The sequence below is a fragment of the Bradyrhizobium sp. KZN70725 genome, from assembly GCF_055264925.1.
The window spans coordinates 1-23,523 of the sequence record NZ_JBUYWT010000029.1 but is presented as its reverse complement, the minus strand read 5'-3'; the positions used below and the strand labels follow the sequence as shown (position 1 = coordinate 23,523).

General features: G+C 65.4%; 23 protein-coding genes. 9 read left to right on the top strand and 14 right to left on the bottom strand.

All coding sequences use genetic code 11. The features are described 5' to 3' along the window. The first annotated feature begins 271 nt into the window (after nucleotides 1-271). The 4 genes from ACZBJS_RS25005 to ACZBJS_RS24990 all read left to right on the top strand — a co-directional run bounded on the left by ACZBJS_RS25005 (nucleotide 272) and on the right by ACZBJS_RS24990 (nucleotide 5,231). A complete protein-coding gene (locus ACZBJS_RS25005) occupies nucleotides 272-1,309 on the top strand; it encodes a PrsW family glutamic-type intramembrane protease (RefSeq protein ID WP_028342108.1) in 1,038 nt (345 codons plus the stop codon). A gap of 79 nt (nucleotides 1,310-1,388) precedes the next feature. Next, nucleotides 1,389-3,248, top strand: a complete 1,860-nt coding sequence (locus tag ACZBJS_RS25000; protein WP_463439403.1) for an acyltransferase family protein — start codon at nucleotides 1,389-1,391, stop codon at nucleotides 3,246-3,248. Nucleotides 3,249-3,336: 88 nt separating this feature from the next. Continuing rightward, nucleotides 3,337-3,909: an HdeD family acid-resistance protein gene (locus tag ACZBJS_RS24995; protein ID WP_057018572.1), complete on the top strand. Its 573-nt coding sequence runs from the start codon at nucleotides 3,337-3,339 to the stop codon at nucleotides 3,907-3,909. A 236-nt stretch (nucleotides 3,910-4,145) separates the two neighbouring features. Continuing rightward, the gene (locus tag ACZBJS_RS24990; RefSeq protein WP_057018573.1) at nucleotides 4,146-5,231 is read left to right on the top strand and encodes a 3-deoxy-7-phosphoheptulonate synthase; all 1,086 of its coding nucleotides are present in this window, start codon (nucleotides 4,146-4,148) and stop codon (nucleotides 5,229-5,231) included. 66 nt (nucleotides 5,232-5,297) lie between these two features. Here the strand turns inward: ACZBJS_RS24990 and ACZBJS_RS24985 are convergent, their stop codons facing one another. Genes ACZBJS_RS24985 through epmA form a run of 4 tightly spaced genes read right to left on the bottom strand, consistent with a single transcriptional unit; the run spans nucleotide 5,298 to nucleotide 7,947 of the window. Further along, nucleotides 5,298-5,564, bottom strand: a complete 267-nt coding sequence (locus ACZBJS_RS24985) for a hypothetical protein (protein WP_050384296.1) — start codon at nucleotides 5,562-5,564, stop codon at nucleotides 5,298-5,300. Between the two features lie 22 nt (nucleotides 5,565-5,586). Further along, a complete protein-coding gene (locus tag ACZBJS_RS24980) occupies nucleotides 5,587-5,838 on the bottom strand; it encodes a hypothetical protein (protein ID WP_316397223.1) in 252 nt (83 codons plus the stop codon). Beyond that, nucleotides 5,807-6,898: a lysine-2,3-aminomutase-like protein gene (locus ACZBJS_RS24975; RefSeq protein WP_316397222.1), complete on the bottom strand. Its 1,092-nt coding sequence runs from the start codon at nucleotides 6,896-6,898 to the stop codon at nucleotides 5,807-5,809. The genes ACZBJS_RS24980 and ACZBJS_RS24975 overlap by 32 nt, the downstream gene beginning before the upstream one ends. Beyond that, entirely contained in the window at nucleotides 6,895-7,947 is a 1,053-nt protein-coding gene (gene epmA, locus ACZBJS_RS24970; protein ID WP_057018575.1) for an EF-P lysine aminoacylase EpmA, read from the bottom strand. Before epmA ends, ACZBJS_RS24975 begins: the two co-directional genes overlap by 4 nt. Nucleotides 7,948-8,363: 416 nt before the next feature. Between epmA and efp the strand changes: the two genes are divergently transcribed. From efp to ACZBJS_RS24955, 3 genes are all read left to right on the top strand, one after another. Then, the gene (efp, locus tag ACZBJS_RS24965) at nucleotides 8,364-8,930 is read left to right on the top strand and encodes an elongation factor P (protein WP_016844580.1); all 567 of its coding nucleotides are present in this window, start codon (nucleotides 8,364-8,366) and stop codon (nucleotides 8,928-8,930) included. A gap of 128 nt (nucleotides 8,931-9,058) precedes the next feature. Beyond that, nucleotides 9,059-10,663, top strand: a complete 1,605-nt coding sequence (locus tag ACZBJS_RS24960; protein ID WP_316397221.1) for a M23 family metallopeptidase — start codon at nucleotides 9,059-9,061, stop codon at nucleotides 10,661-10,663. A gap of 327 nt (nucleotides 10,664-10,990) precedes the next feature. After that, the gene (locus ACZBJS_RS24955; protein ID WP_316397220.1) at nucleotides 10,991-11,413 is read left to right on the top strand and encodes a DUF805 domain-containing protein; all 423 of its coding nucleotides are present in this window, start codon (nucleotides 10,991-10,993) and stop codon (nucleotides 11,411-11,413) included. A gap of 21 nt (nucleotides 11,414-11,434) precedes the next feature. Here ACZBJS_RS24955 and ACZBJS_RS24950 read toward each other — a convergent pair whose 3' ends face one another. The 3 genes from ACZBJS_RS24950 to ACZBJS_RS24940 form a co-directional block, all read right to left on the bottom strand. Next, complete coding sequence (locus ACZBJS_RS24950; RefSeq protein ID WP_316397219.1) at nucleotides 11,435-12,328, bottom strand: dihydrodipicolinate synthase family protein; 894 nt, start codon at nucleotides 12,326-12,328, stop codon at nucleotides 11,435-11,437. A 147-nt stretch (nucleotides 12,329-12,475) separates the two neighbouring features. Then, the gene (locus ACZBJS_RS24945) at nucleotides 12,476-12,982 is read right to left on the bottom strand and encodes a cupin domain-containing protein (RefSeq protein WP_057018578.1); all 507 of its coding nucleotides are present in this window, start codon (nucleotides 12,980-12,982) and stop codon (nucleotides 12,476-12,478) included. A 41-nt stretch (nucleotides 12,983-13,023) separates the two neighbouring features. After that, on the bottom strand, nucleotides 13,024-13,503 hold the full coding sequence (locus ACZBJS_RS24940) for a carboxymuconolactone decarboxylase family protein (protein WP_057018579.1): 480 nt from the start codon (nucleotides 13,501-13,503) through the stop codon (nucleotides 13,024-13,026). Between the two features lie 95 nt (nucleotides 13,504-13,598). Between ACZBJS_RS24940 and ACZBJS_RS24935 the strand changes: the two genes are divergently transcribed. Next, nucleotides 13,599-14,174, top strand: coding sequence for a MarR family winged helix-turn-helix transcriptional regulator (locus ACZBJS_RS24935; RefSeq protein WP_316397218.1), 576 nt, complete (start codon nucleotides 13,599-13,601; stop codon nucleotides 14,172-14,174). A 55-nt stretch (nucleotides 14,175-14,229) separates the two neighbouring features. Continuing rightward, entirely contained in the window at nucleotides 14,230-15,465 is a 1,236-nt protein-coding gene (locus ACZBJS_RS24930) for a lytic murein transglycosylase (RefSeq protein ID WP_316397217.1), read from the top strand. Between the two features lie 98 nt (nucleotides 15,466-15,563). Here the strand turns inward: ACZBJS_RS24930 and ACZBJS_RS24925 are convergent, their stop codons facing one another. From ACZBJS_RS24925 to ACZBJS_RS24895, 7 genes are all read right to left on the bottom strand, one after another. Beyond that, on the bottom strand, nucleotides 15,564-16,382 hold the full coding sequence (locus ACZBJS_RS24925; RefSeq protein WP_316397216.1) for an SDR family NAD(P)-dependent oxidoreductase: 819 nt from the start codon (nucleotides 16,380-16,382) through the stop codon (nucleotides 15,564-15,566). Between the two features lie 18 nt (nucleotides 16,383-16,400). Continuing rightward, complete coding sequence (gene recJ, locus ACZBJS_RS24920; protein ID WP_316397215.1) at nucleotides 16,401-18,242, bottom strand: single-stranded-DNA-specific exonuclease RecJ; 1,842 nt, start codon at nucleotides 18,240-18,242, stop codon at nucleotides 16,401-16,403. A gap of 153 nt (nucleotides 18,243-18,395) precedes the next feature. Continuing rightward, nucleotides 18,396-19,115 carry a haloacid dehalogenase type II gene (locus tag ACZBJS_RS24915; protein ID WP_057018584.1) on the bottom strand — a complete coding sequence of 240 codons (720 nt, stop codon included), beginning with the start codon at nucleotides 19,113-19,115 and terminating at the stop codon, nucleotides 18,396-18,398. Nucleotides 19,116-19,242: 127 nt separating this feature from the next. After that, nucleotides 19,243-20,241: a class II fructose-bisphosphatase gene (gene glpX / locus ACZBJS_RS24910; RefSeq protein ID WP_050420275.1), complete on the bottom strand. Its 999-nt coding sequence runs from the start codon at nucleotides 20,239-20,241 to the stop codon at nucleotides 19,243-19,245. 79 nt (nucleotides 20,242-20,320) lie between these two features. Continuing rightward, on the bottom strand, nucleotides 20,321-21,640 hold the full coding sequence (locus tag ACZBJS_RS24905) for a homoserine dehydrogenase (RefSeq protein ID WP_076828689.1): 1,320 nt from the start codon (nucleotides 21,638-21,640) through the stop codon (nucleotides 20,321-20,323). Nucleotides 21,641-21,678: 38 nt separating this feature from the next. Beyond that, complete coding sequence (locus tag ACZBJS_RS24900; RefSeq protein ID WP_092083451.1) at nucleotides 21,679-22,899, bottom strand: LL-diaminopimelate aminotransferase; 1,221 nt, start codon at nucleotides 22,897-22,899, stop codon at nucleotides 21,679-21,681. Nucleotides 22,900-23,115: 216 nt separating this feature from the next. Beyond that, nucleotides 23,116-23,391, bottom strand: coding sequence for a hypothetical protein (locus ACZBJS_RS24895; RefSeq protein ID WP_016842954.1), 276 nt, complete (start codon nucleotides 23,389-23,391; stop codon nucleotides 23,116-23,118). Nucleotides 23,392-23,523: the final 132 nt, after the last annotated feature.

The window sequence follows — 23,523 nt, the reverse complement described above, 5'->3', positions numbered from 1 at the left end:
ACCCACAGGCCGCGATCCCGGAATCGTCGGGCTACCAAAGCTCCTGCGCCTGGAACGCCATGGACCTGGCGCTTGGCAGGAACCTGTCCGGGAGCCGCCCTAGGCCCTTAGCTGATCAAGGTCCGCAACGGCACTTTCCAACCCGCTTTCGTAAGGCACCGTGGCATATTGGTCACGAGAACGGCATCAGACCGATTTGCAATCCGCTGAACTTGCTGCCATTTCTTCGGCACGCATCGCTTTGGTGCCATTAAAGGGGCCCGTCCGGCTCATGTTGTTGCTTGAGTCGCTTCCAACAGTCATCGGCGCCGCCGCCATTGCCCCCGCATTGCTGGTGTTGTGGCTGGTCATCGCCGCTGACGAGCGCCCCGGACCGCCGGTTCAGGTGTGGCTCGCCTTCGTGCTCGGCGCGGCCAGCATCTCCCTGCTCGGCTTGGCGCGAATTCCGTTCAATGCGCTGCTTGCCATTCCCGACAATCCCTGGGCGACGCAGGCGGTGCGTGCAGCTTTCGGAGTCGCGGCACCGGAGGAGATCGTCAAGGTGCTCGTCATCGTCGTCATCTCGACGCGGCGCCGCGCCTTCGCCGATCCGATGGATACGGTGGTCTATGGCGCGGCCGCCGGACTTGGATTTGCCGCCTATGAGAACCTCGCCTATCTGGTCCAGCACAAGGACATGTGGCGCGCGCTCGCGGCATTGCGCAGCGTGCTCACGGTGCCGTTCCACGGCGCGCTCGGCATCATCGCCGGCGCCTATCTTGCGATCGCGCGCTCCGGTGGCGCGCTCGGCGCTTACCGGGGTCACCGCGACTGGGCGCGCATGACGAATTGGGCGCTGGTGCTGGTCGCGCCGGTCGCGCTGCACGCGGCGTTCGATTTTCCGCTGCTCGCGCTCCAGCGCATCCCCGATCTCGGCTCGACCACGCGGCTGCTGCTCGGCTCGGCCAGCGTGCTGATCGGCTTCTCCTCGATCGGCTTTGCAATCCGCCTGGTGCGACGCCTCGGCAAGCATCATGCGCCGCGCACCGACGTTGCGCGCGAGCGGCTCAGCCAGCTGCGGCGGATGTGGGCGCTGCTGCTGATCGGCGGCGGCGCCGGCTTTGCCGGCGTCTCCTTCCTGCTCACCTCGCTGCATCATTGGTACGTCAATCCCGAGCGCAATGCGTCGTTCATCCTGGTCCCGATCGGCTTCACCTCGATCCTGATCGGACTGGCGCTGCTCATCGCGACCACCGCCGTCTACTTCCTCGGCCGCAACCGGATGCGGACCGCCTCGGAGGGCTTTCCGTCCGCTCCCGGTCAAAGCTAGCGCCCCGGCCGGCACCGCTCCCCTTGCAAAACAACCTCGGCGGGTTCAGGGAGAGACACAGACCAGGCGCGAGAGGACGATGGGGCACAACTACAAGAATTATCGGCCGGATATCGACGGCCTGCGGGCCGTTGCCGTCTCGTTGGTCGTGCTCGGCCACGCGTTCCCGCAATATGTTCCCGGGGGTTTCGTCGGGGTCGACATCTTCTTCGTCATTTCCGGGTACCTGATCACCGGGATCATCTATGGCGACATTCAGAACGGGAGCTTCAGCCTTGCGACGTTCTATGCGCGTCGCATTCGCAGGATTTTTCCTGCCCTGATCGTCGTCTTGATCGCCGCCTTCATCGCCGGATGGCAACTTCTGATGCCGAGCGAGTTGGTGGCCCTTGGAAAGGAGATTGCGGCGGGCGCGGGTTTCTCGGCAAACCTGCTGTTCTATTCGGAGGGTGGCTATTTCGATGCGGCCGCGCAAACGAAGCCGCTGCTCCATCTCTGGTCGCTCGGCATCGAGGAACAGTTCTACCTTGTCTGGCCCTTGCTGCTGTGGGCGCTGATGCGATGGCGGATCGCCGCCGCCGCTCCCCTTGCCCTGATCTTCATCGCATCGCTTGTCGCAAATATCCTGGTCGTTCGAACCAACCCTGAAGCCGCATTCTACCAGCCGTTCACGCGGGCGTGGGAACTCGCGGCCGGAGCATTGGTGGCCGTCTGCCTGCCCAGCGGATTCTCCGCGGGGCGCGACCTTCTCGGATGGTCCGCGCTCGCAGTGATCGCGGCGGTAACCGCGTTCTATTCGCCCTCCATGACCTACCCCGGGATCGCAGCGGTGGCGCCGGTCGCCGCAGCTGCCGCCCTCATCATGTCAGGTCGCAATCGATTTCTCTCGACCCGTACCGCGGTCGCGATCGGGCTGATCAGCTATCCGCTCTACCTCTGGCATTGGCCGATCCTGGTTTTTGCGGCGAGCTTCAAAGGTCGTCCCCTGACTTTGGCCGAGAACGGGCTGGCCGTTGGGGCCAGCTTCATTCTGGCCTGGGCAACCTATCGCTACGTCGAGCGCCCAATCAGGTTCGGGCAGTGGCGGTTGGCGCCGGTCCTTGCGGCATCGATGGTAGCCGTTGCATCGGTGGGAGCGTTGGCGATCGTCGACGGCTTTGCCTTTCGGCTTCCGGCGATCGTTCGCGAAGCCGGCGCCATGACCGTATCCAGGGACTTCCTGAGATACGGCGAATGCCATATCTCCGCTTCCGCCGATCCCGCGTTTGATCCGAGTTGCGTTGACGCCAGCAAGCGCCCGCTTGTTTTCGTATGGGGCGATTCGACCGCCGGCATGCTTGCCGCCGGGCTGCGGCAAGTCCAGGGCGATCAATTCGGGTTAGCCCAGTTCACCGTCAATTCCTGCCCGCCACTCTTCACCGCGCAGGCCGAGACCATTCCGTTTTGTGTTCAAACCAATCGCCACATCGTTGCTGCGGTTGCCCGCTCGCACCCCGATGTCGTGCTTCTGCACCTGGCGTGGAGCAAAGAACCCACCGCCGACGATCTCCGCCCGACGATTGTCGCCCTCAGACAGGCCGGCGCCGCCCGTGTCATCCTGGTCGGCCCTGTCCCGGTCTGGACCGACACGGTGCCCCATCTGACGGTGCAATATTTCCTGCGCCATCATACATTGATCCCGGAACGCAGCCACGATGTGCGATCGACCAAGCAGACTGACGACAGCATTGGGCAGATCGCCGCCGATCTCGGGATCGAATATCTGTCGCCCTATGACGAGCTCTGCAACGCGGACGGATGTCTGACGAGGGTCGGGACCAGCGCAAACGACCTGGTATCGGCCGACTTCCTGCATCTGTCGCCGCGCGCCTCGCGATATCTGGCGGCCAGGCTTGTGCCAAGGATTCTGGCTGTCGAAAACCGCCATGCAGAAAGATGAGCGCACAGCTATTGCCGCCGCAACTGACGGGCTGACCATTTATAACCGGTTAGGATAGACTGCACACGCGCAGATCCGGAGAGCCGCGATGACCCTGTCCAACGACCTCGACAAGCTGCGATCGAAAATGCAGGCCGCGGTGAAGGCGCACTGGAAGGCGTTCCTGTTCGAAGGCATCCTGCTGGTGATCCTCGGCATCGCCGCGATGATCGTGCCGACCTTCGCGAGCCTCGCCGTCACCATCTTCCTCGGCTGGATGTTCCTGATCTCAGGGATCGGCGGGCTGATCGTGACGTTCTGGGCGCGCAACATGCCGGGCTTCTGGTGGTCGCTGATTTCGGCCGCGCTCGCCGTGCTGGCCGGCATGGTGCTGCTCGCCCGTCCGATGCAGGGTGTGCTGACGCTGACCATCGTGGTCGGCGCCTATTTCGTCGCCGAGGGCGTCGCCACCGTCATGTACGCGCTGGAGCACCGCCGCGAATTGTCGGGACGCTGGTCCTGGCTGCTGATCGCCGGCCTGATGGACATCGTGATCGCCTTCTTCATCATCGCGGGCTTGCCGGAATCCGCGGGATGGGCGATCGGCCTCCTCGTCGGCCTCAATCTGATGTTCGGCGGGGCGACCCTGATCGGCATGGCGTTGGCGGCGCGCAACACCTGACGCCGAACCGCGGGGGGCTTGCATTTGGGGGGTGACAGCCCCAAATCCCTGCGCTATAGAGCCGCCCCATGATCACCGTCGCCACCAGCTATTTTTGGTACTTTAGCTACGACAGCTCGCTGGCGGCAGGAGGATCGCGCTCAATCTGAAGAATTGCAGCAAACGTCCAAAACAAGCCGCCAGACCTGGCGGCTTTTTTGTGTGCCGGCAGGTCCCGAAATCCAAAGGAGCCAGCCGTGTTGAGTACGACAGACGATCTTCGCATCAAGGAATTGAAAGAGCTCAGTACGCCCGAGGAGGTGATGCGGGAGGTCCCGCGCACCCTGACGGCGACCCGAGTGGTGATGGGCGCCCGCAACGCCGTCCACGCGATCCTGAACGGCACCGATGACCGCCTGCTGGTCGTCGTCGGCCCCTGCTCCATCCACGATCCCGCGGCGGCCGTCGATTACGCCGAGCGCCTCGCCAGCCTGCGCGAACAGCTCGCCGACCGCCTCGAGATCGTGATGCGGGTCTATTTCGAGAAGCCGCGCACCACCGTCGGCTGGAAGGGGCTGATCAACGATCCCGATCTCGACGGCAGCTTCGACATCAACAAGGGCCTGCGGCTCGCCCGCAACGTGCTGTCGGCGGTGAACAATCTCGGCCTGCCGGCCGGCACCGAATTCCTCGACATGACGACGCCGCAATACATCGCCGATCTGGTTTCCTGGGCCGCGATCGGCGCGCGCACCACCGAGAGCCAGATCCATCGCGAGCTGGCTTCCGGCCTGTCCTGCCCCGTCGGCTTCAAGAACAGCACCGACGGCGGCGTGCGGATCGCGGCGGACGCGGTGAAGTCGGCCTCGCACCCGCATCACTTCATGGCGGTCACCAAGGGCGGCCGTTCAGCGATCGCCGCGACCAGCGGCAACGAAGACTGCCACGTCATCCTGCGTGGCGGCCGGGCGCCGAACTATGATGCCGCGAGCGTCGATGCTGCCGCCGCCGAGCTCGGCCGCGCCGGTGTCGCGGCGCGGCTGATGATCGACACCAGCCACGCCAACAGCAGCAAGAAGCCGGAGAACCAGCCGGCGGTTGCCTCCGACATCGCGCGCCAGGTCGCAGGCGGCGAACAGCGCATCATCGGCGTGATGATCGAGAGCAATCTTGTCGCGGGACGCCAGGACGTCGTGCCAGGCAAGGCGCTGACCTACGGCCAGAGCATCACGGATGGCTGCATCGACCTCGGGACGACGGCTGACGTGTTGAAGCAGCTGGCCGATGCCGTCGACGCAAGGCGCAGCGTGCGGCGTGACGGCCTGCAGGAGCGTTCGGCCTGACGCGGCCGAACGGATTGAGCGTTGCCGGCGGGGCGAATATCGCGCCTCGCCGGTCAGCTGCGTGGGTTAGCAACCGCGGCAGATGCTCTTGATCTTCCTGTCGAGCGCCGCGTCTTCCTTGTTGGCCTGACTGTTCGGATCGCTGATATTCTTCTCGCTGCCAACGTCGCCGCGGCGCGGCTGACGATGTCCGATCGGCGCCTCCGGGACCGTGCCGCCCTTCTGCATGGAGGACGATCCGCCCTGTTGCTGCGCCCAGGCTTGGGAGATGCCAAGCTGGGGCGCTCCGGCCGCAACCATCATCAGAGCCATCAACAAAACTGTCTTCCGCATCTCGCGTCTCCGCTTCTCAACCCTATCGCGCCCGTTCCGGCACCTCGACGGTAGCACAGTTGCGTCGCCCCTGCGCTGCGCAATCCTGTACCTTCCGTATATCGGCCATCGTGCCAAGGAGCCAGATTCCCGCGGCGACCAGCACCACAAAGAAGCCGAACATCACAGCATTTTCGATGCTGCGGTTGCCCCCATCCTCGGGCGGCTCCTGCCGTCCGTCCCCGGCCCCGCTCATCGCCGCCTCAGGATTGCGGCGGGTAAAGATGAACGTCACCACAATAATCGACGATACGGTAGCGCCGTTCCATCGGATCTTCACGTTCGCGGGAAGCCGGCTGCGACAAATAGCTCGGGCCGATCGGCGCTTTGCCGTGGCCGCCGGGGATGTCGAGCACATAATCCGGCTGACAAAGTCCGGACACACGCCCGCGCAACGCCCGCATCAGTTCCTGCCCGGCTTCGATCGTGGTGCGCAAATGCGCTGTGCCGGGCGCAAGGTCGCCGTGATGCAGATAATAGGGCTTGATCCGGCACTCGACGAAGCCGCGCATCAGCGCCTCGAGCGTCGCAGCATCATCATTGACGCCGCGCAGCAGGACGGACTGGCTTACCAAGGGAATGCCGGCGTCTGCAAGGCGCGCGCACGCTGCGCGGGCATTGTTGCTCAGCTCACGCGGATGGTTGGCATGGATCGCAATCCAGGTCGTCGCGCCTTCGACCCGCAGTGCCGCGATCATCTCGGGATTGATACGGCCCGGATCGGCGATCGGAACACGGGTGTGGAGGCGAACGATCTTCACATGATCGATGTCGGCGAGATCGGCCATGGTCTCGGTCAGCCTGCGCGGCGACAGCATCAAGGGATCGCCGCCGGTCAGGATGACTTCCCAGATCTCCGGATGGCTGCGGATGTAATCCAGCGCCGCACGGTAGGCGTCATCGGACAAGGCCGAGGCCTTTCCCGGCCCGACCATTTCGCGCCGGAAACAGAACCGGCAATACACCGCGCAGACATGGACGAGCTTGAACAACACCCGATCGGGATAGCGATGCACGATTCCGGCGACCGGCGAATGCGCATCGTCGCCGATCGGATCGGCGTTCTCGCCCGGCTGCTCGACGAGTTCGTCGGCGCTCGGGATGAACTGCCGCGCGATCGGGTCGGCGGGATCGGCCGAATCAATCAGCGCGGCGAGCTCCGGCGTCACCGCGACCGCGTAGCGCGCAGCGACCCGCTCGAGCCCGGCCAGTGCTGCGACCGGCGCGAGCCCGGCATCGACCAGCTCGCGCGGCTGTCGCAGCGTCGCCGCCAGTTTTGGATCGATCCTGTTCATGTCTCTCCCGCAGGCGGCGTCCAGACCACCTGATCAATTCGTGGCGCGCCGCTCGCGAGCATCACCAGCCGGTCGAAGCCGAGCGCGACGCCGCTGGCTTCCGGCATCTGGCCGACCGCGGCAAGGAAATCGTCGTCGAGCGGATAGCGCTCGCCATAACGGCGGGCCTTCTCGTCCATCGCTGCGGTGAAACGATGGCGCTGCTCGGCCGCGTCGGTCAGCTCGCCGAAGCCGTTGGCGAGCTCGACGCCGCAGGCATAGACCTCGAAACGCTCGGCGACGCGCTGATCGCCGGCCTTGGTGCGCGCCAGCGCGGCCTCTGGCGACGGATATTCGAACAGCACCGTCAGACGGCCCTGTCCCAGATGAGGCTCGATATGCTCGACCAGCACCTTGCTGAAGATATCGGACCAGGTGTCGTCATCTGCAACCCGCACCCGCGCTGCTGCAGCCGACGCCAGCGCTTCGCGGTCGCCTTCGCCGCCTGAGATCGTCGCCAACAGATCGATGCCGGCGAAGCGCTCGAAACCTGCCGCGACCGTTAACAACTCCGGCTCCGCAAACGGATCGGCCGTCCTGCCGCGGAATGAAAACCGGCCGATCCCGGTCGCCTGAGCCGCATGGGCGATCACCACGATCGTGTCGGCCATGATGGCGTCATAGCCGGCATTGGCGCGGTACCATTCCAGCATCGTGAATTCGGGCAGATGCAGGTCGCCGCGCTCGCGGTCGCGGAACACCCGCGCGAACTCGTAGATCTTCGGCTCGCCGGCCGCGAGCAGCTTCTTGCAGGCGAACTCCGGCGAGGTGCGCAGATAGCGGGGCGCATGTGAGCCATCGGCCTGCCTGAGCTCGGTGCGAGGAGCGTGCAGATGGGTCTCGTTGCCCGGCGAGATCTGCAGGATCGCGGTCTCGACCTCGGCAAATCCCTGCTCCTCGAACCAGGCGCGCAGCGCTCGCGTGATCGCCGTCCGCGCCTGCAGGAACGGCCTGCGGTCGGCATAGCGCTGCGGCATCCACCAGGGCGACGGCCGGTCATGAGCTGTCATCGCCAGAGCATCCTCACGGATTCAACATCAACGAGCCGCCATCCGCACTCAAGAGTCCCGCGCAACCGATTGATTCCACACAAATTCATAAGCCTACACAGCCCGAGCCTCCGCGGAACGCAGCGAGGCTGATCCCTTCTTGTCGAAAGACGCGCACCTTGTCCATGCGCGCGCGTGGCTGAACCTGAACCACGGCTCGCGCGTCCCATCCGCAGTTTCGCTGAAACGGATGAGCCCATGGCCGAAAAATAGGGCCGATCGGGACGGCCGGGACGGTTGGCAACCTTGCGAATTCGGCCGCAAAAGACTGGCATCTCAGGGACAAATCAGTATGTTGCAGCCCGAAATCGCCGCCATGGCCGAGGGGCTGCCGATCCGGTTGGCGCCCTTAGGCTCTCAAATTCAGGAAAACACCTTTGAAAGTCATCGCCAGTTCCATCCGCAAGGGCAACGTCATCGAGCAGGACGGCAAGCTCTATGTGGTCCTGTCCGCCGAGAACATCCATCCCGGCAAGGGCACCCCGGTCAGCCAGATCGAAATGCGCCGCATCGGCGACGGCGTGAAGGTCTCGGAGCGCTACAAGACCACCGACCAGGTCGAGAAGGCCACCGTCGAGGACCACAACTACAACTACCTCTATGAAGATGGCGACGGCTTCCACTTCATGAACAACGACAACTACGACCAGGTCCAGGTCTCCAAGGAGATCGTCGGCTCGTCCGCGCCGTATCTGCAGGAGAACATGACCGTGAAGCTCTCGATGCACGAGGGCAACCCGGTCGCGATCCAGCTGCCGCAGCGCGTGACGCTGGAAGTGGTCGAGACCGAGCCCGTGACCAAGGGCCAGACCGCCTCCTCGTCCTACAAGCCGGCCATGCTGTCCAACGGCCTGCGCACCGGCGTGCCGCCGCACATCACCACGGGCACGCGCATCGTGGTCATGACCGAAGACGGTTCCTACGTCGAACGCGCCAAGGACTGAGCGCTTGAGGCGCGGTGGGATTTGAAATGAATCGTCACCGCGCCTCAACTTGTTGGTTAAGCATCAACTTTAGCGAAAACCGCTACACACTTTTCCGGAACTTGCTTTAGTCTTACGGGCGATCAGACATGAGCCCGGGGTGTGCAGTGAACAGGAAGGTGGTCAGCTTCGTCAGTTGCTGGCTGGCAGCCCTGCTCTCGCCTCTTCCCGGCGCCCATGCCGACGAATTCCGAACGCCATCGATCTCGGCCATGCGGGTCGAATGGCGCGCCGTGCTCGACCAGCTGCGGCAGGAGATCGGCAGCCGCCCGGCCATCGCCGCCGGCTTCACTTTCGCAGGCCAGCGCCGCGTGCCCGCCACCGATCCGCGGGCGACGCCTGCGCTGGTGCAGTTGAACGCGGTGACAGCGCCGCTGTTTCCCGGCATTGCGCAGAGCCCGATCCCGGTGCTGCTGCCGCTCGACCCCGCAAGCTATCTCGAAGCGCGGCAAAACGGTGCGCCGGACAGCCTGTCGATCGCGCGCTACCAGGCCGACTTCCACGCGGTCGATTTCTTCCATGCCGGTGCATCGGGCTACGATGCCGTGTTCTCGCTCGACCCCGGCGCCGGCGACGGCCTGCCGCCGCGGACATTTGCAAAGCCGGTCGAGGTGCAGATTTCCGGCTCGATCCTCGTCTACGACCTCGCCGACCGGCTCGGCGGCAAGGGCGAGCCGGTCAAGACGCTGGCCGCGCAGTTTCCGGACCTGCGCCGCTTCATTCGCGAGGGCTATGTCCGCTACGCCTTCACCCGCTTCGGAATTCCCTATGTCGTCTCGATCCAGTGCCTCGACAGCGCGCCGCGGCCGAAGCGGCTGGCCTGCCGCGAGGCCTATCCGGTCGCCGAGCGCTTTCTGAAGGCCCTGCGCATCGCCGGCGGCCAGCCGTCACGGCCGCGCAGCGACGTCGCCTCCGATATCGCCGAGCGGCCGGCCGTGCAATCCGCCGACTTCACCTACCACCCGAGCGGCGACATCGTCGCGGGCAGCGGCGGCCGCAGGCAACAAGGCGGCCACGCCGACTTCACCGTCTATTCGCAGATCCGCTTTCCGCTCGAGAAGGCGCCGGCCTTCGCCCACTCGCAATCCTTCGCCAAGCGCAAGCCCGGCGCGGTCATCGACACGTATCCCTGGCAAGACAATTTCTGCGAGGCGCGCAGCTTCGAGGTCGGCCAATGCGCCAGCGGCTACGGCCATCAGGGCCAGGACATCCGCCCCGGCGCATGTCCGGCCGACGGCAAGGATGGCTGCGACCCCAAGCAGCAGGCGGTCGTTGCAGTGCGCGACAGTATCGTGATCCGCTCGGCGCAGCAGCAGGCCGCGACGTTGCAGGTCAACACCCGCACCGAGCATGTCCGCTTCCGCTACATGCACATGAACCCGTCAGTGATGGATGCCGACGGCCTGCTCAACGGGCGCCGCGTCAGCGAGGGCGAAAAGATCGGCGTGGTCTCGAACTATCTCGACCACCCCAACGGCACATCGCGGCATCTGCATTTCGACGTCCAGCTGTTCACGCGCGACGGCTGGCTGTGGGTCAATCCCTACACCACGCTGGTGTCGGCCTATGAGCGGCTGATCCGCGGCCGCGGCCGCGAGATCGGACCGGAGCCCGGGCTTGCAGCCGCCGTGGCCCATGCCCTGCCCGACGACGTCGTGCATCGCATCGACACCCAGGAAGGCGGCGGCAATTAGAGCGTTGTCGAGCGAAGGGGACACCGGTTCGGAGCGCACTGCCAAAATATCGAAAACAACCCCATGCAAAGTAGCCGGCGGCTGCTGTCGTTCGACACGACAACTTGAACGTCGGGCAAATCAGCGGCATTATTCCATTATTCCGAAATTGTGCAAACGCCCACCGCAGGTTCCATCCGGAATCGCATCGATGCGCGCCATGTCGCGGCGACAATTGCCAGCTTGAATGATCATGATGGAAGCAGCAATCCGCGGGAACCTGTCCCGCTTTGACCGTCGGATGCAAGTCTCTATCAGATGCCCATTCAGGCTGGACCACAACCAAGCATGCTCTCGACCTTCAGCTGGTTCTTTCTTTCGGTGAAAGGCCGCATCAGCCGGCAGGAATTCGGCCTGGGATTTTTCGGCCTCGTGCTGGTCGACATGTTCATCATTCGCATCGGCGTAAGGCTCGACCCCGGTCCGCGGTATTATGACAGCAGCCCGCCCGCCGACGACCTATCCGTCCTGCGCTTGCTGCTCATGCTGTCACTGTGGCCGTTCGCCGCGATCCTGGTGAAGCGGCTGCACGACCTCAACGTCTCGGGCTGGTGGGCGCTGACGATCCTCGCCGTTCCCCACCTCGCCGCCGCGCTGCACGTCAAATACTGGATCCCCTATCTGGCGCTCGTTGCAACGCTGAGCGTGCTGCCGGGATCGAAGGGTGACAACCGGTTCGGCCGCGACCCGCTAGCGCGCGCCGGCATCTAGCGCCCTCCGCCGTGGTTGCGATCAGTCGATCTCCATCGCCGCCAACGTCTCCTTGACCCGCCTCTGAGCGTCCGCGGGCAGCGGCAATATCGGACGTGGAGGCTCGGCCGTGCAGACCCCTCTGAGATCGGCAAGTGCGTAGACGACACGCAGACTGGAATATGTCCTGAACAGATCCCAAATCGGCTGCAGACGCGCGTTGAGCTGTCGCGCCCGGGCCGCATCGCCGCTCGTCGCGGCGCGCACGATGTCCACGCAGACCTTCGGGAAGATTCCTGCGAGAACGCTGTACCAGGTGTCTCCGCCCGCCAGCAGCGCCTCGGTGCAATTCCAGTCGGCGCTGTATCCCAACGCAACGCTGTCCGGAACCACAGCCCGCAATTCCCCGAGATGGCCCGCCACGGTCGAAGCATCCAGCGCCGGACTTTTCACCGCGACGATTCCCTCGATCCGGCTCAGACGGCCGATGAGAGCCGGCGTGAATTGAAAATGAGTCGTTCCGGGATTGTCATAGATGCAGATCGGCAACCCGCTCTCGCGGGCCACGGTTTGGAAGTGCTCAAAGACCTCGTCATCGGTCAGCGGCGTATAGGAAACCGCTGCCAACAGGCCCGCCGTCGCGCCGGCATCACGCGCATCTTGAGCCAGCCGCACCGCATCGTCGGTGCGCAGTGCGCCGATGCCAACCAGTATTGGTGTGTTGCCGTCCGCCAAGGCGGTCGCCGCCTGCACGGCGCGCCGCCGCTCATCGCGGCTGAAATACGGATATGAGCCGGTGCTTCCGAGCAGCCCGACCGAATCCACCTTCGCCGCAATCAAGGGGTCGAGCAAGGCGCGGAGCGCACCCACGTCAACCCGCCCATCCCGGTTCGAAGGCGTTATCGGGAAGGCAGAGAGCCCCTTCAGGCTGATCATCGATTTGTCCCTCGTCGGCAACCGTCGCCGCAACGTGTCGTGCAATCAATCGACACGCCCCGTTGCGCGCAAGGTCCAGTTTCACGCGAACTGGGCACCAAACTGGTCCAGTGCGCACGTCTTGCAGAACTAGCGCCCAACCGATCGCTATTCGAGCATCGTGGTCAGCTGCGCGCCCTCATCCGCCACGAACACCGCGATCAGCTCCGCCGGCTCCGTGGTGCTCGCATTGGCCGAGACCATGTGGGTCGAGCCCGGCGGCTCGAAGAAGGACTGGCCGACCTTGAAGGTCTCGACCGGCCCGCCACCGAGCTGGGAGCGGATTTCTCCCTTGGTGATGTAGGCCGTCACCGAACCGGAATGGCGGTGCGGCGGCGTGAAGCCACCGGGACCATAGAACACGCGCACCACCGTGACACGCTTGCCCGCCACGTTGGGCAGCGCATGCGAGCTGATGACCTCGACCTTGTCGAGCGGCGACGCCGCATTGGCGCTGGCGCACAGCGGAGCGATGACGGAGGAGATCGCGTCCATCGGGGTCGGCAGTGCCTTCCCGATCACGAAGGCGGAGACCAGTCCCGCGATCACGGCCAGCATGACCGGCCGCGGCGGCCGCGCGAATGGAAGGGATGGTGTCATCGCCATCGAGGTCATTGTTTTTCTCCCTGTCGGTTGCCGTTTGATCCGTCTCGACGTTACGAAGCCGCCGCGTCCGCGCGCTGCCGGCGCGGCGGCGGCGTCCAGCGATAGGCCGCGCCGAACCGGTTCCAGACATTGATCGATGCGATCGCCGAGGTCAGATAAGTCAGCTCCTGCTCGGAAAATTCGGTGGTGGCCTGCGCATAGACCTCGTCGCTGACGCCGTTCGGCAGGGTCGTCAACGCTTCGGTCCAGGCCAGCGCGGCGCGCTCGCGCGGCGTGAACTGCGGCGCCTCGCGCCACACCACGACGAGGTTCAGCTTGTCGGCGGGCACGCCGAGGCTCTCGCCCTGCAGGATGTGATACTGCACGCAGAACGCACAGCCGTTGATCTGCGAGGCGCGCAGCTTGACGAGTTCGAGCAGCTGCTTGTCGAGGCCGGCCTTCGCCGCGAACTGGCCGAGTGCGCGCACCGCGGCGAAGACGTCGGGCGCGAGCTTCTCGAAGTCGGTGTATTCCTTGCGGGCATGTGACATTGGTCCGGCCTCATGTTATCAGTGTACTGAGATGTTATCAGAGCTCTGATATCATCGGCAAGATGCGGGCATCGGCCAAGGCGACAGCAGGCGACATGGCGGCAATGCAGAAACGAGGCAAATTCGGCACCGCCGAACGGCGTCCAGTCGGAAAAGCCGCCGGCCGAAGGGCCGCAGCGAATGCGGGATCGAGCGCTGGCGACGTCGTGTTCGCCCCTTCCGTTCCGGCGCCGGGCGAAGGCAAGCGCGGCGAGCAGGGCTATCTCGCCTATCTGCTGCGTCAGGCCCACGCGGCCTCGCGGCTGTCGATGGAGCGCCAACTGGGACGGCTCGGCGTCACCTCGCCGCAATTCGTCGTGCTGACGATGCTGAAGGCCTATCCGGGGCTCTCAGGCGCCGATCTGGCTCGCGTCGCGCTGCTGACGCCGCAGACCGTCAGCGTGATCATCCACAACCTCGAGCGCGACGGCGCGATCGGCAAGACGCCGCACCCCGTCCACGGCCGCGTGTTGCAATGGACCCTGACCGGCCACGGAACCGCGCTGCTGGAGAAATGCCGGCAGATCGCCCAGGCCCAGGAGCGGCGGCTCGCCGCTAGCCTCGACGCGAGGTCGGAGCAAATTGTCCGGCAATGGCTGTCAAAAATCGCCACAGATTTGCAAGATACATAGCTCCTGCGGCGGCGTGGCTTTTGGCTCACCCGATCGGCGCCGCTACACTGGCCCGATGAAACAGCCTGATTCTCCGAAATCCCCTGCCCGCCGCGCCGTCCTGAAGGCCGGGCTCGCGGCCGGCGTGGTGCTCGTCAATCCGCTCGGCGCGCTCGCCGCCGCCCCTCCGGGCTTCGACCAGTGGCGCGACAATTTTCGCGCTCGCGCGCTCGCCAAGGGCATTTCGGAGGAGACCTGGAATCGCTGCATGGGCCGGATCGAGCCCGACATGAGCGTGTTCAGGCAGATGCGCAACCAGCCTGAATTCCACGAGCAGATCTGGCAGTACATCAACCGCCGCGTCTCCGACTGGCGGGTCATTCACGGCAAGGAGGCGCTGAAGAAGAACGAGGCGCTGTTCGGCCGGATCGAACGCGATTTCGGCGTCGAGCGCGGCACGCTGCTCGCGCTGTGGGGCGTCGAGTCGGCCTATGGCGATCCGCTGGTGCAGCAGAACCACATGACGCCGGTGTTTCCCTCGCTGGCGGCGCTCGCCTGGAACGAGCCGCGTCGCAAGGCCTATTGGGAGACCGAGTTGATCAACGCGATGAAGATCGTGCAGCGCGGCTGGAGCACGCCCCAGGAGATGAACGGCTCCTGGGCCGGCGCGATGGGTCATTCGCAGTGGATGCCGGAAGTCTGGCTCAATGTCGGCTTCGACTATGACGGCGACGGCAAGGTCTCGCCGTTCGGCCGGCCCGACGACGCGCTGGGCTCGACCGCGAAATATCTCGTCAACCGCGGCAAGTGGCACCGCGGCGAGCATTGGGGCTACGAGGTCCGCGCGCCCGGCGGCGGCGGCAGCGGCAGCCGCACCTATGCGGCCTGGGCCAGCGCCGGCGTCGTCAGAGCCGACGGCCAGCCGTTTCCGCAGCCGAACGCATCAGCGCAACTGTGGATCCCCGTCTCGGGCGGCCCGGCCTTCTTGCTCGGTCCGAACTTCAATTCGGTGAAGAGCTACAACCCGTCGATGAACTACGCGCTGGCGATCTGCCATCTCGGCGATCGCTGCCTCGGCGGGCCGCCCTTCATCCAACCCTTCCCGGGCTCGGAGCGCGCGCTGACGCTCGCCGAGGTGCAGGAGATGCAGACGCGGCTGACCAAGGCCGGCTTCGACACCGGCGGCACCGACGGCCGCGTCGGCAACGACACCATGAAGGCGATCAAGGATTTTCAAATCAAGACGGGCCTGTTGCCCGCCGATGGTTACGGCGGGCTCAAGGTGCTGGCGCGGTTGCGCCAAGGCGGCTAGCCATCATGCGATCCGCGTAGCCCGGGTGAGCGAAAGCGATACCCGGGGACGCATTTCCCGCATATCGCTCCGCTCATGCGGGCTACGACAGTTCGCTCCTACCGGCTCGCAGACTGCCGCACGACGCCGCCGGCATTCATGCCGCCGTCGATCACGAGCTCGCTGCCTGTGACGTAACGCGACGCGTCGGAAGCGAGATAGAGCACGCCCTGGGCGATCTCGATGGCCTGGCCGGCGCGGCCCAGCGGTGTGGCGAACCTCGCGCGCTCCTCCGGATCGATCGGCGCGTTCTGGCCGGCGCCGGTCGCGCCGGTCGGGATCTTGCCCCAGATCGGCGTGTCGATGATGCCGGGATGCACCGAGTTGACGCGGATGCCGTCGCCGATCTGCGCGCATTCCATCGCGATCGACTTGGCGAACAGCCGCACCGCGCCCTTCGTCGCGCTGTAGCCGGAGAGCGTCGCCGCGCCGCGCAGGCCGGCCAGCGACGACATCATGATGATGGAGCCGCCGCCATGCTTGCGCATCAGCGGCAGCGAGTGCTTCACCGACAGGAATACGCCGTCGATATTGATGGCGGTCTGGCGGCGCCAGTCCGCGAGCGACATCTCGACAATCGAGGGCGCTCCGATGCCGATGCCGGCATTCGAGACCATGATATCGAGGCGGCCATGGCGCTTGCCGATCTCACTGATGATTTCGATCCAGCGCTCCTCGCTGGTGACGTCCTGCGGCAAGAAGGTCACGTTCCGCCCGGCCTTGGTGAGCCGCGCGGCGAGCTCGGGTCCCCTCAACTCATCGATATCGGTCGCAATAACGGTCGCGCCTTCCTGCGCGAGCAATTCAACGATGGCCTCGCCAATGCCCGATGCGCCGCCGGTCACCAGCGCAACCTTGCCTTCAACCTGTCCTGACATGTCCTCTCCCAACGTTTCTTATCGGATCACCGTCGGGCCCTGATCCGGCACCGCGACGTCGAGGACACGGAATTGCACACGTTCGGTGCCTTGCCAACGGTCGACCGCAAGAGAGCCCGCCACGTGCAATTGCTGGCCGCGATTTTGCGTCAAGGCGCTGCCGAGCTTCTGTCCGACGGAACGGAACGCGATACCGTTGACGATGGAGCCGTCGCCGGACTTGAAACGCAGCCGCAGATGCGCCTGCCCGAGCTCGTCGGCATAGACCAGCTGATGCGACGGCAGCGCGATCACCGGCTCCGGATTGGCGCTGCCGAATGGACCCGCGCGATTGAGCGTCGCGGCGAACTCCGGCGTCACCGCGCGCGCGCTCACGGCGCCATCGATGAACAGCTCGTTCTCGTGCCGCGAATTGGCGACGTCGGCCGCCAGCGCGCTCTCCATGTAAGCGCGGAATTCGGCGAGCTTCTCCTTGCGCAGCGTGACGCCGGCCGCCATCGCGTGCCCGCCGCCCTTCATCAAAAGGCCGTCGTGCACCGCCTGCCGCACCGCCTTGCCGAGATCGACGCCGCCGATCGAGCGGCCCGATCCGGTGCCGATGCCGCCGGGCTCCAGCGCGATCGCGAACGCAGGACGCGCGAACTTCTCCTTCAGCCGCGCCGCCACAAGCCCGACCACGCCGGGATGCCAGCCTTCCGCCGCGGTGACGATGACAGCGCCCTTGTCCTCGAGCCCGAGCGAAGCCAGCGCCTCGGCCTCGGCCTGCGCCTCGGCCGCCTGCTCGATCACGCGCCGTTCGGCATTGAGGCGATCGAGCTCGGCCGCGATCCGCGCAGCTTCCGAGATATCGCCTTCGAGCAATAGCCGCACGCCGAGATCGGCGCGCCCGATCCGGCCGCCGGCATTGATGCGCGGTCCCAGCATGAAGCCGAGATGCCAGGCCTCCGGCGGGCCGTTCAGGCGCGCGACATCCATCAGCGCGGTGTGGCCGACATGGTCGCGGCGACGCATCGCGATCAGGCCCTTGGCGACGAAGGCCCGGTTGAGCCCGATCAGCGGCGCGACGTCGGCCACGGTGCCGAGCGCGACGTGATGCAGCACGCTGAGCAGGTCCGGCTCCGGCATCTCGCCGGTCCAGAAGCCGCGCTGGCGCAGTTCGCGATTCACCGCGACCAAGGTCACCAGCACGAGGCCGACCGCTGCGAGATGGCCGAGCCCGGAGAGATCGTCGGGCCGGTTCGGATTCACCAGTGCATCGACCTCGGGCAACACATCGCCGGTCTGGTGATGATCGATCACGACGACCGACATGCCGAGCTTCCTGGCTTCCGCCAGCGGCTCGATGCTGGTGGTGCCGCAATCGACCGTGACCAGCAGCGTCGCGCCCTTCGCCGCCAGCGCACGCACGGCGTCGACGTTCGGCCCGTAGCCTTCGAAAATGCGGTCGGGAATGTGGATCAGCGGGTCCAGCCCGCAGTGGCGCAGATGCCAGGTCAGCAGCGCGGCCGAGGTCGCACCGTCGACATCATAGTCGCCGAAGATCGCAACCTTCTCGCCGCGCACCGCGGCATCCGCGATGCGCTTGGCCGCGTGCTCCATCTCGGTGACCGTGTGAGGATCCGGCATCAGCTTGCGGATGGTCGGGTCGAGGAAGTCGGGAACCTCGTCGATCCCGACGTCGCGCCCCGCCAGCACGCGCGCCAGCATTTCCGGCAATTGATAGCGCTGCACGATCGCGAGCGCCCGCGCCGCCCCGCGCGCATCCAGCCGGTCGCGCCAGAGTTTTCCGGTCAGCGACCGCGTCACGCCGAGGAACGCCTGTGGCGCCTCGACGGGCAGTGCGGATGCGTGCAGCGTCATGAGCCCTTCCGAACAGAGCGTTTTCAAGCGAAGTGGGCACCGGTTCGCGTGAAGAAAACGCGTCAAACAAAAATCCGGAACATCGGTCCTGATCCAATCAGGGCCGATGCGTCCGGCAGGAATCGTAACGCTTCGATGATTTGTGGACCAGTTCTAGCAGCCCATTCGGCTGGCGATTTCCCCGAAATCCTTGGCCACGATGTCCCACTCGCCGGTGGCCTCGAAATCGTACTTCTGCAGCGGACCGTATTCGGTCGGACGCGCCACGAAGGCGGTCTTCAGGCCGAGCTTCTGCGCGTGCTTCAGGTCGTAATTGTGGGCGGCGACCATCATCACCTGCTCCGGCGGCAGACAGAGCAGCTTCGCGGCGCCGAGATAGGTTTCCGGATCGGGCTTGTAGTGCTCGAACAGTTCGGCCGACATCACGAGGTCCCAGGGCAGGCCTGCGAACTTCGCCATGTTGGTGAGCAGCGCGACGTTGCCGTTGGAGAGCGGCGAGATGATGTATTTGGTCTTCAGCCGGGTCAGGCCGGCGACGCTGTCGGGCCACCCGTGCAGGCGATGCCAGCCCAGCGTCAGATGCTGCAAATCGGCCTCACTCAGCCCCTTGATGTCGAATTGCGCGACGAGTTTTTCCAGCGAGCGGCGGTGCAATACGTCGAGGATGACGTAGCCGTTCTGCGGGTTCTTGCGCACCTCGTCCATCGAGGCCGCATAGACCGCGCGCCAGCCGTCGACCAGCGCCGTCCAATCGGCCTTGATACCGCGCGTCTCGCCCCATCTGGTGAAGTCGTTGATCAGGCTGGTGCGCCAGTCGACCACGGTCCCGAACACGTCGAACACCAGCGCCTTGACCCCGGACAGATCGGACATGCGCGTCTCCCTTGTTGTTGTTTTTGGTCCGTCGTTCCGGGGCGATGCGAAGCATCGAACCCGGAACCTCGAGATTCCGGGTTCGCGCTTCGCGCGCCCCGGAATGACGGTTGTTGTAGGCTCGTCCTCAATCCAGGTGGAATTTCTCAAGCTGCCGATGTTCGGCCTTGATGTAGCGCACGGTGCCGGTGACCGAGCGCATCACGACCGTCTCGGTCTCGATCACGTCCTTCTTGAACTTCACGCCGGTCAGCAGCGAGCCGGTGGTGACGCCGGTAGCGGCGAACAGGCAGTCGCCCTTGGCCATGTCCTCGATGCCGTAGATCATCTTCGGATCGGTGACGCCCATCTTGTGCGCGCGCTCGCGCTTCTCCTCGGTGTCGAGGATCAGGCGGCACTGCATCTGGCCGCCAATGCAGCGCAGCGCGACCGCCGCGAGCACGCCCTCGGGCGCACCGCCGGTGCCGATATACATGTCGACGCCGGTCTCATCAGGCTTGGCGCAGTGAATGACGCCGGCGACGTCGCCGTCGGTGATCAGCTGCACGGCAGCGCCGGTCGAACGCACGCTGTTGATGATGTCGGCATGGCGCGGACGATCGAGCACCAGCACGTTGATGGCGGTCGGGTCGACGCCCTTGGCCTTGGCGAGCCGGCGGACATTGTCGGCCGGCGGCGCGTCGAGTTCGATCACATTCTTGGCGTAGCCCGGGCCGATCGCGATCTTCTGCATGTAGACGTCGGGCGCGTGCAGCAGCGTGCCGCCATCGGCCATCGCCATGGTGGCGATCGAGCCCGGCATGTTCTTGGCGCACAACGTGGTGCCCTCGAGCGGGTCGACCGCGATGTCGACCTTGGGGCCGGCATTGAGGCCGACCTTCTCGCCGATGAACAGCATCGGCGCCTCGTCGCGCTCACCCTCGCCGATTACGACCGTCCCCTCGATCGGCAGCTTGTTGAGCTCGCGCCGCATCGCGTCGACCGCGGCCTTGTCGGCGGCCTTCTCCTGGCCGTGGCCACGCAGCCGCGCGGCCGACACCGCAGCGCGCTCCGTCACGCGCACGATTTCGAGCGTCAGGATGCGCTCGAGCAGCATCTGCGGCGGAACGGAAATATGGGTCGACATCGGCGTACTCCTTAAGCCTCTGGGACAGGCCAGCCTGCCCGCATCAATCGTCTCACGCCCGACCCGTTCAGGCCATGCGCTAGTTTTTCTCGATCCGGATCACCTGCGGCCGGCCGCTGATGACCTTATCGCGCTGCACTGCGGCCAGCGCACGATGCACGGCATCCTCGCTGGTCGCATAGGTAATCAGAATGACCGGGACCGGTGAAGGTTTTTTGGCCGCACCGTTCACATCGACGCCATCCGGGTGCCGTTGCACGATGGATTCCAGAGATATCTTCTGTTCCGCCAGCCGGGTGGCGATTGTTGCGGCAGTGCCTGCAAGATCACGCGCCATCAGGCGGATATAATAGCCACCCTCATGGCGTTCCATCGGCGCCTTGGTGGTCTCGCGCAACCGCTCCACCGGACGGCCGAACGGCTTGGCGCGGATGCCGCGGGCGACGTCGGCGATGTCGGCGACCACGGCGGAGGCCGTCGCGCCGCCGCCGGCGCCGGGTCCCACCAGCGTGATCGGCGGAATCCCCTCGCCGTCGATCGCGACCGCATTGGTGACGCCCATCACCTGCGCGATCGACGATGATTTCGGCACCATGGTCGGGTGCACGCGCTGCTCAATGCCCTTTGCCGTGCGCACCGCGACGCCGAGCAGCTTGACCCGGTAACCGAGTTCCGCGGCGGCCTTGAGGTCTTCCGGCGTGATCGAGGAGATGCCTTCGACGTAAACCGCGCTTTCCGCAACCTTGGTTCCGAAGGCGAGGCTGGCCAGGATCGCGAGCTTCTGCGCGGTGTCGTGACCATCGACGTCGAACGACGGGTTGGCTTCGGCATAGCCGAGACGCTGGGCGTCCTTGAGACACTCCTCGAACGACAGGCCCTCCTGCTCCATCCGGGTCAGGATGTAATTGCAGGTGCCGTTGAGGATGCCGTAGACGCGGTTGACGCTGGTGCCCGCGAGGCCCTCGCGCAGCGTCTTGATGACCGGGATCGCCGCACCGACCGCCGCCTCGAAATTCAGCGCGCCGCCGTGCTTTTCGGCAGCCGCGGCGAGACGCAGTCCATGCTTGGCGATCAGCGCCTTGTTGGCGGTGACGACCGACTTGCCGGCCTTCAGCGCGGTCTCGATCGCGGACAGCGCGGGATCTCCGGCGCCGCCCATCAATTCGACGAAGCAGTCGATATCGGGATCCTCGGCGAGCGCCTCGGGGCTCTTCGCCCAGGCGATGCCGCGCAGGTCGAGGCCACGCTTCTTGGCTTTCGAGCGCGCCGTGACTGCGACGACGCGAACGCCGCGGCCGCTGCGCTCGGCCAGCGCCCGTCCTTGCGTTTCGATGAGGCGGACGACATCGGCACCGACGGTGCCGAGCCCCGCTATGCCCACGTTCAGGGGTGCGACCATGGATTTAAGGGACCTGGAGATTAAGCAACCTGGAAGGATTAGCGTCGGTTGGCGAGAGGAACGACGTTGTGCAACGTTTCGATGCCGCTTTCAAGGAAGCGGCGCACACCGCGCGCGGCCTGCCGGATGCGCTGCTCGTTCTCCACCATCGCGATGCGGACATAGCCCTCGCCATGCTCGCCGAACGCAACGCCCGGCGACACCACGACACCGGATTTCTCCACCATCAGGGTCGCGAACTGCATGCTGCCGACCGCCTCGAACGCCTTGGGCAGCGGCGCCCAGGCGAACATCGAGGCTTGCGGCGGCGGAATGTCCCAGCCCGCGCGGCCGAATGACTCGACCAGCGCATCGCGGCGCTTGCGGTAGGTGTCGCGCATCTCGCGGATACAGTCGTCGGGACCGTTCAGCGCCGCGGTCGCCGCCACCTGGACCGGCGTGAACGCGCCATAATCGAGATAGGATTTGACCCGCGCCAGCGCCGCGATGATCCGCTCATTGCCGACCGCGAAGCCCATGCGCCAGCCGGCCATCGAGAATGTCTTCGACATCGAGGTGAACTCGACGGTGACGTCGATCGCGCCGGGCACCTGCAGCACCGACGGCGGCGGATTGTTCTCGTCGAAATAAACCTCGGCGTAGGCGAGATCGGACAGGATGAAGATGTCGTGCTTCTTCGCGAACGCGACGAGGTCCCTGTAGAAGTCGAGGTCCGCGACATAGGCGGTCGGGTTCGACGGATAGCAGACGATCAGCGCAATCGGCTTCGGGATCGAATGGATGATCGCCCGCTCGACCGCCTCGAAGAACTGCGGCGTCGGCTCCGAGGGCACCGAGCGGATCACGCCGCCCGCCATCAGGAAGCCGAAGGCATGGATCGGGTAGCTCGGATTGGGGCACAGCACGACGTCGCCGGGCGCCGTGATCGCCTGCGCGACGTTGGCAAACCCCTCCTTCGAGCCGAGCGTCGCAACCACCTGGGTGTCGGGGTTGAGCTTGACGCCGAAGCGGCGCGCATAATAGGCGGCCTGGGCCTTGCGCAGGCCGTTGATGCCGCGCGAGGCCGAGTAGCGGTCGGTCCGCGGCTTGCCCAGCGTCTCCTTGAGCTTCTCGATCACATGCGGCGGGGTCGGCAGGTCCGGGTTCCCCATACCCATGTCGATGATGTCGGCCCCGGCGTTGCGCGCGGCCGCCTTGGCCTGGTTGACCTTCTCAAAGACATAAGGCGGCAGACGGCGAATGCGGTAAAAATCTTCCATGGGATCCTTGCTCCGACAACCGCGATGCCAGAATCGACCCCCTTGGCGTAGTTTGCGGAAGCCGGCTCGGCCTCTGACAGAAATCGCACTGAATCAATGACTTAGAGCGAATTCAGGCGCACGATCTGGGGGCTGCGGCCGGATCTGCGGTTGAACTGGGTTTCTTTTAGCACGGACACCGGGCGGCGCCAGCGCTGATCGGCCGTTTGTCGGGCGCTACTTCCCGCTTTGGGCAGCCGTCGAGGCCTGGCGCGCGCGCGCGGCAATCAGCTCCTGCTCGATCTTGGCCTGGTCCGCCGGCTTGATCGTCGGATCGGCGCGGTCGGGCGGAAGATCATGGACCGGCAGGTAGCCGCCGGCGTCCTTCTCGCGCGCCGGCGCATCGGCCGGCATCGTCATATCGGCGATCGTGCTCGAGCACCCGCTCAGCGCCACCAACGACGCGAGCAGCACTGCGGCCGCGAGCCCCCTGTTCATTCGATCGATCGGCATGCGCCGAATTGTCCCCAACAAGCTAGAGCCTGTCTTCAGTTGAGGGATTCCCAAATCAGGGGATAAGTGATTCATGGGTGGTCGGCTTTTGGAGGGGCCGGCCGATGCGACGCTATGCATTGCGCGACGACC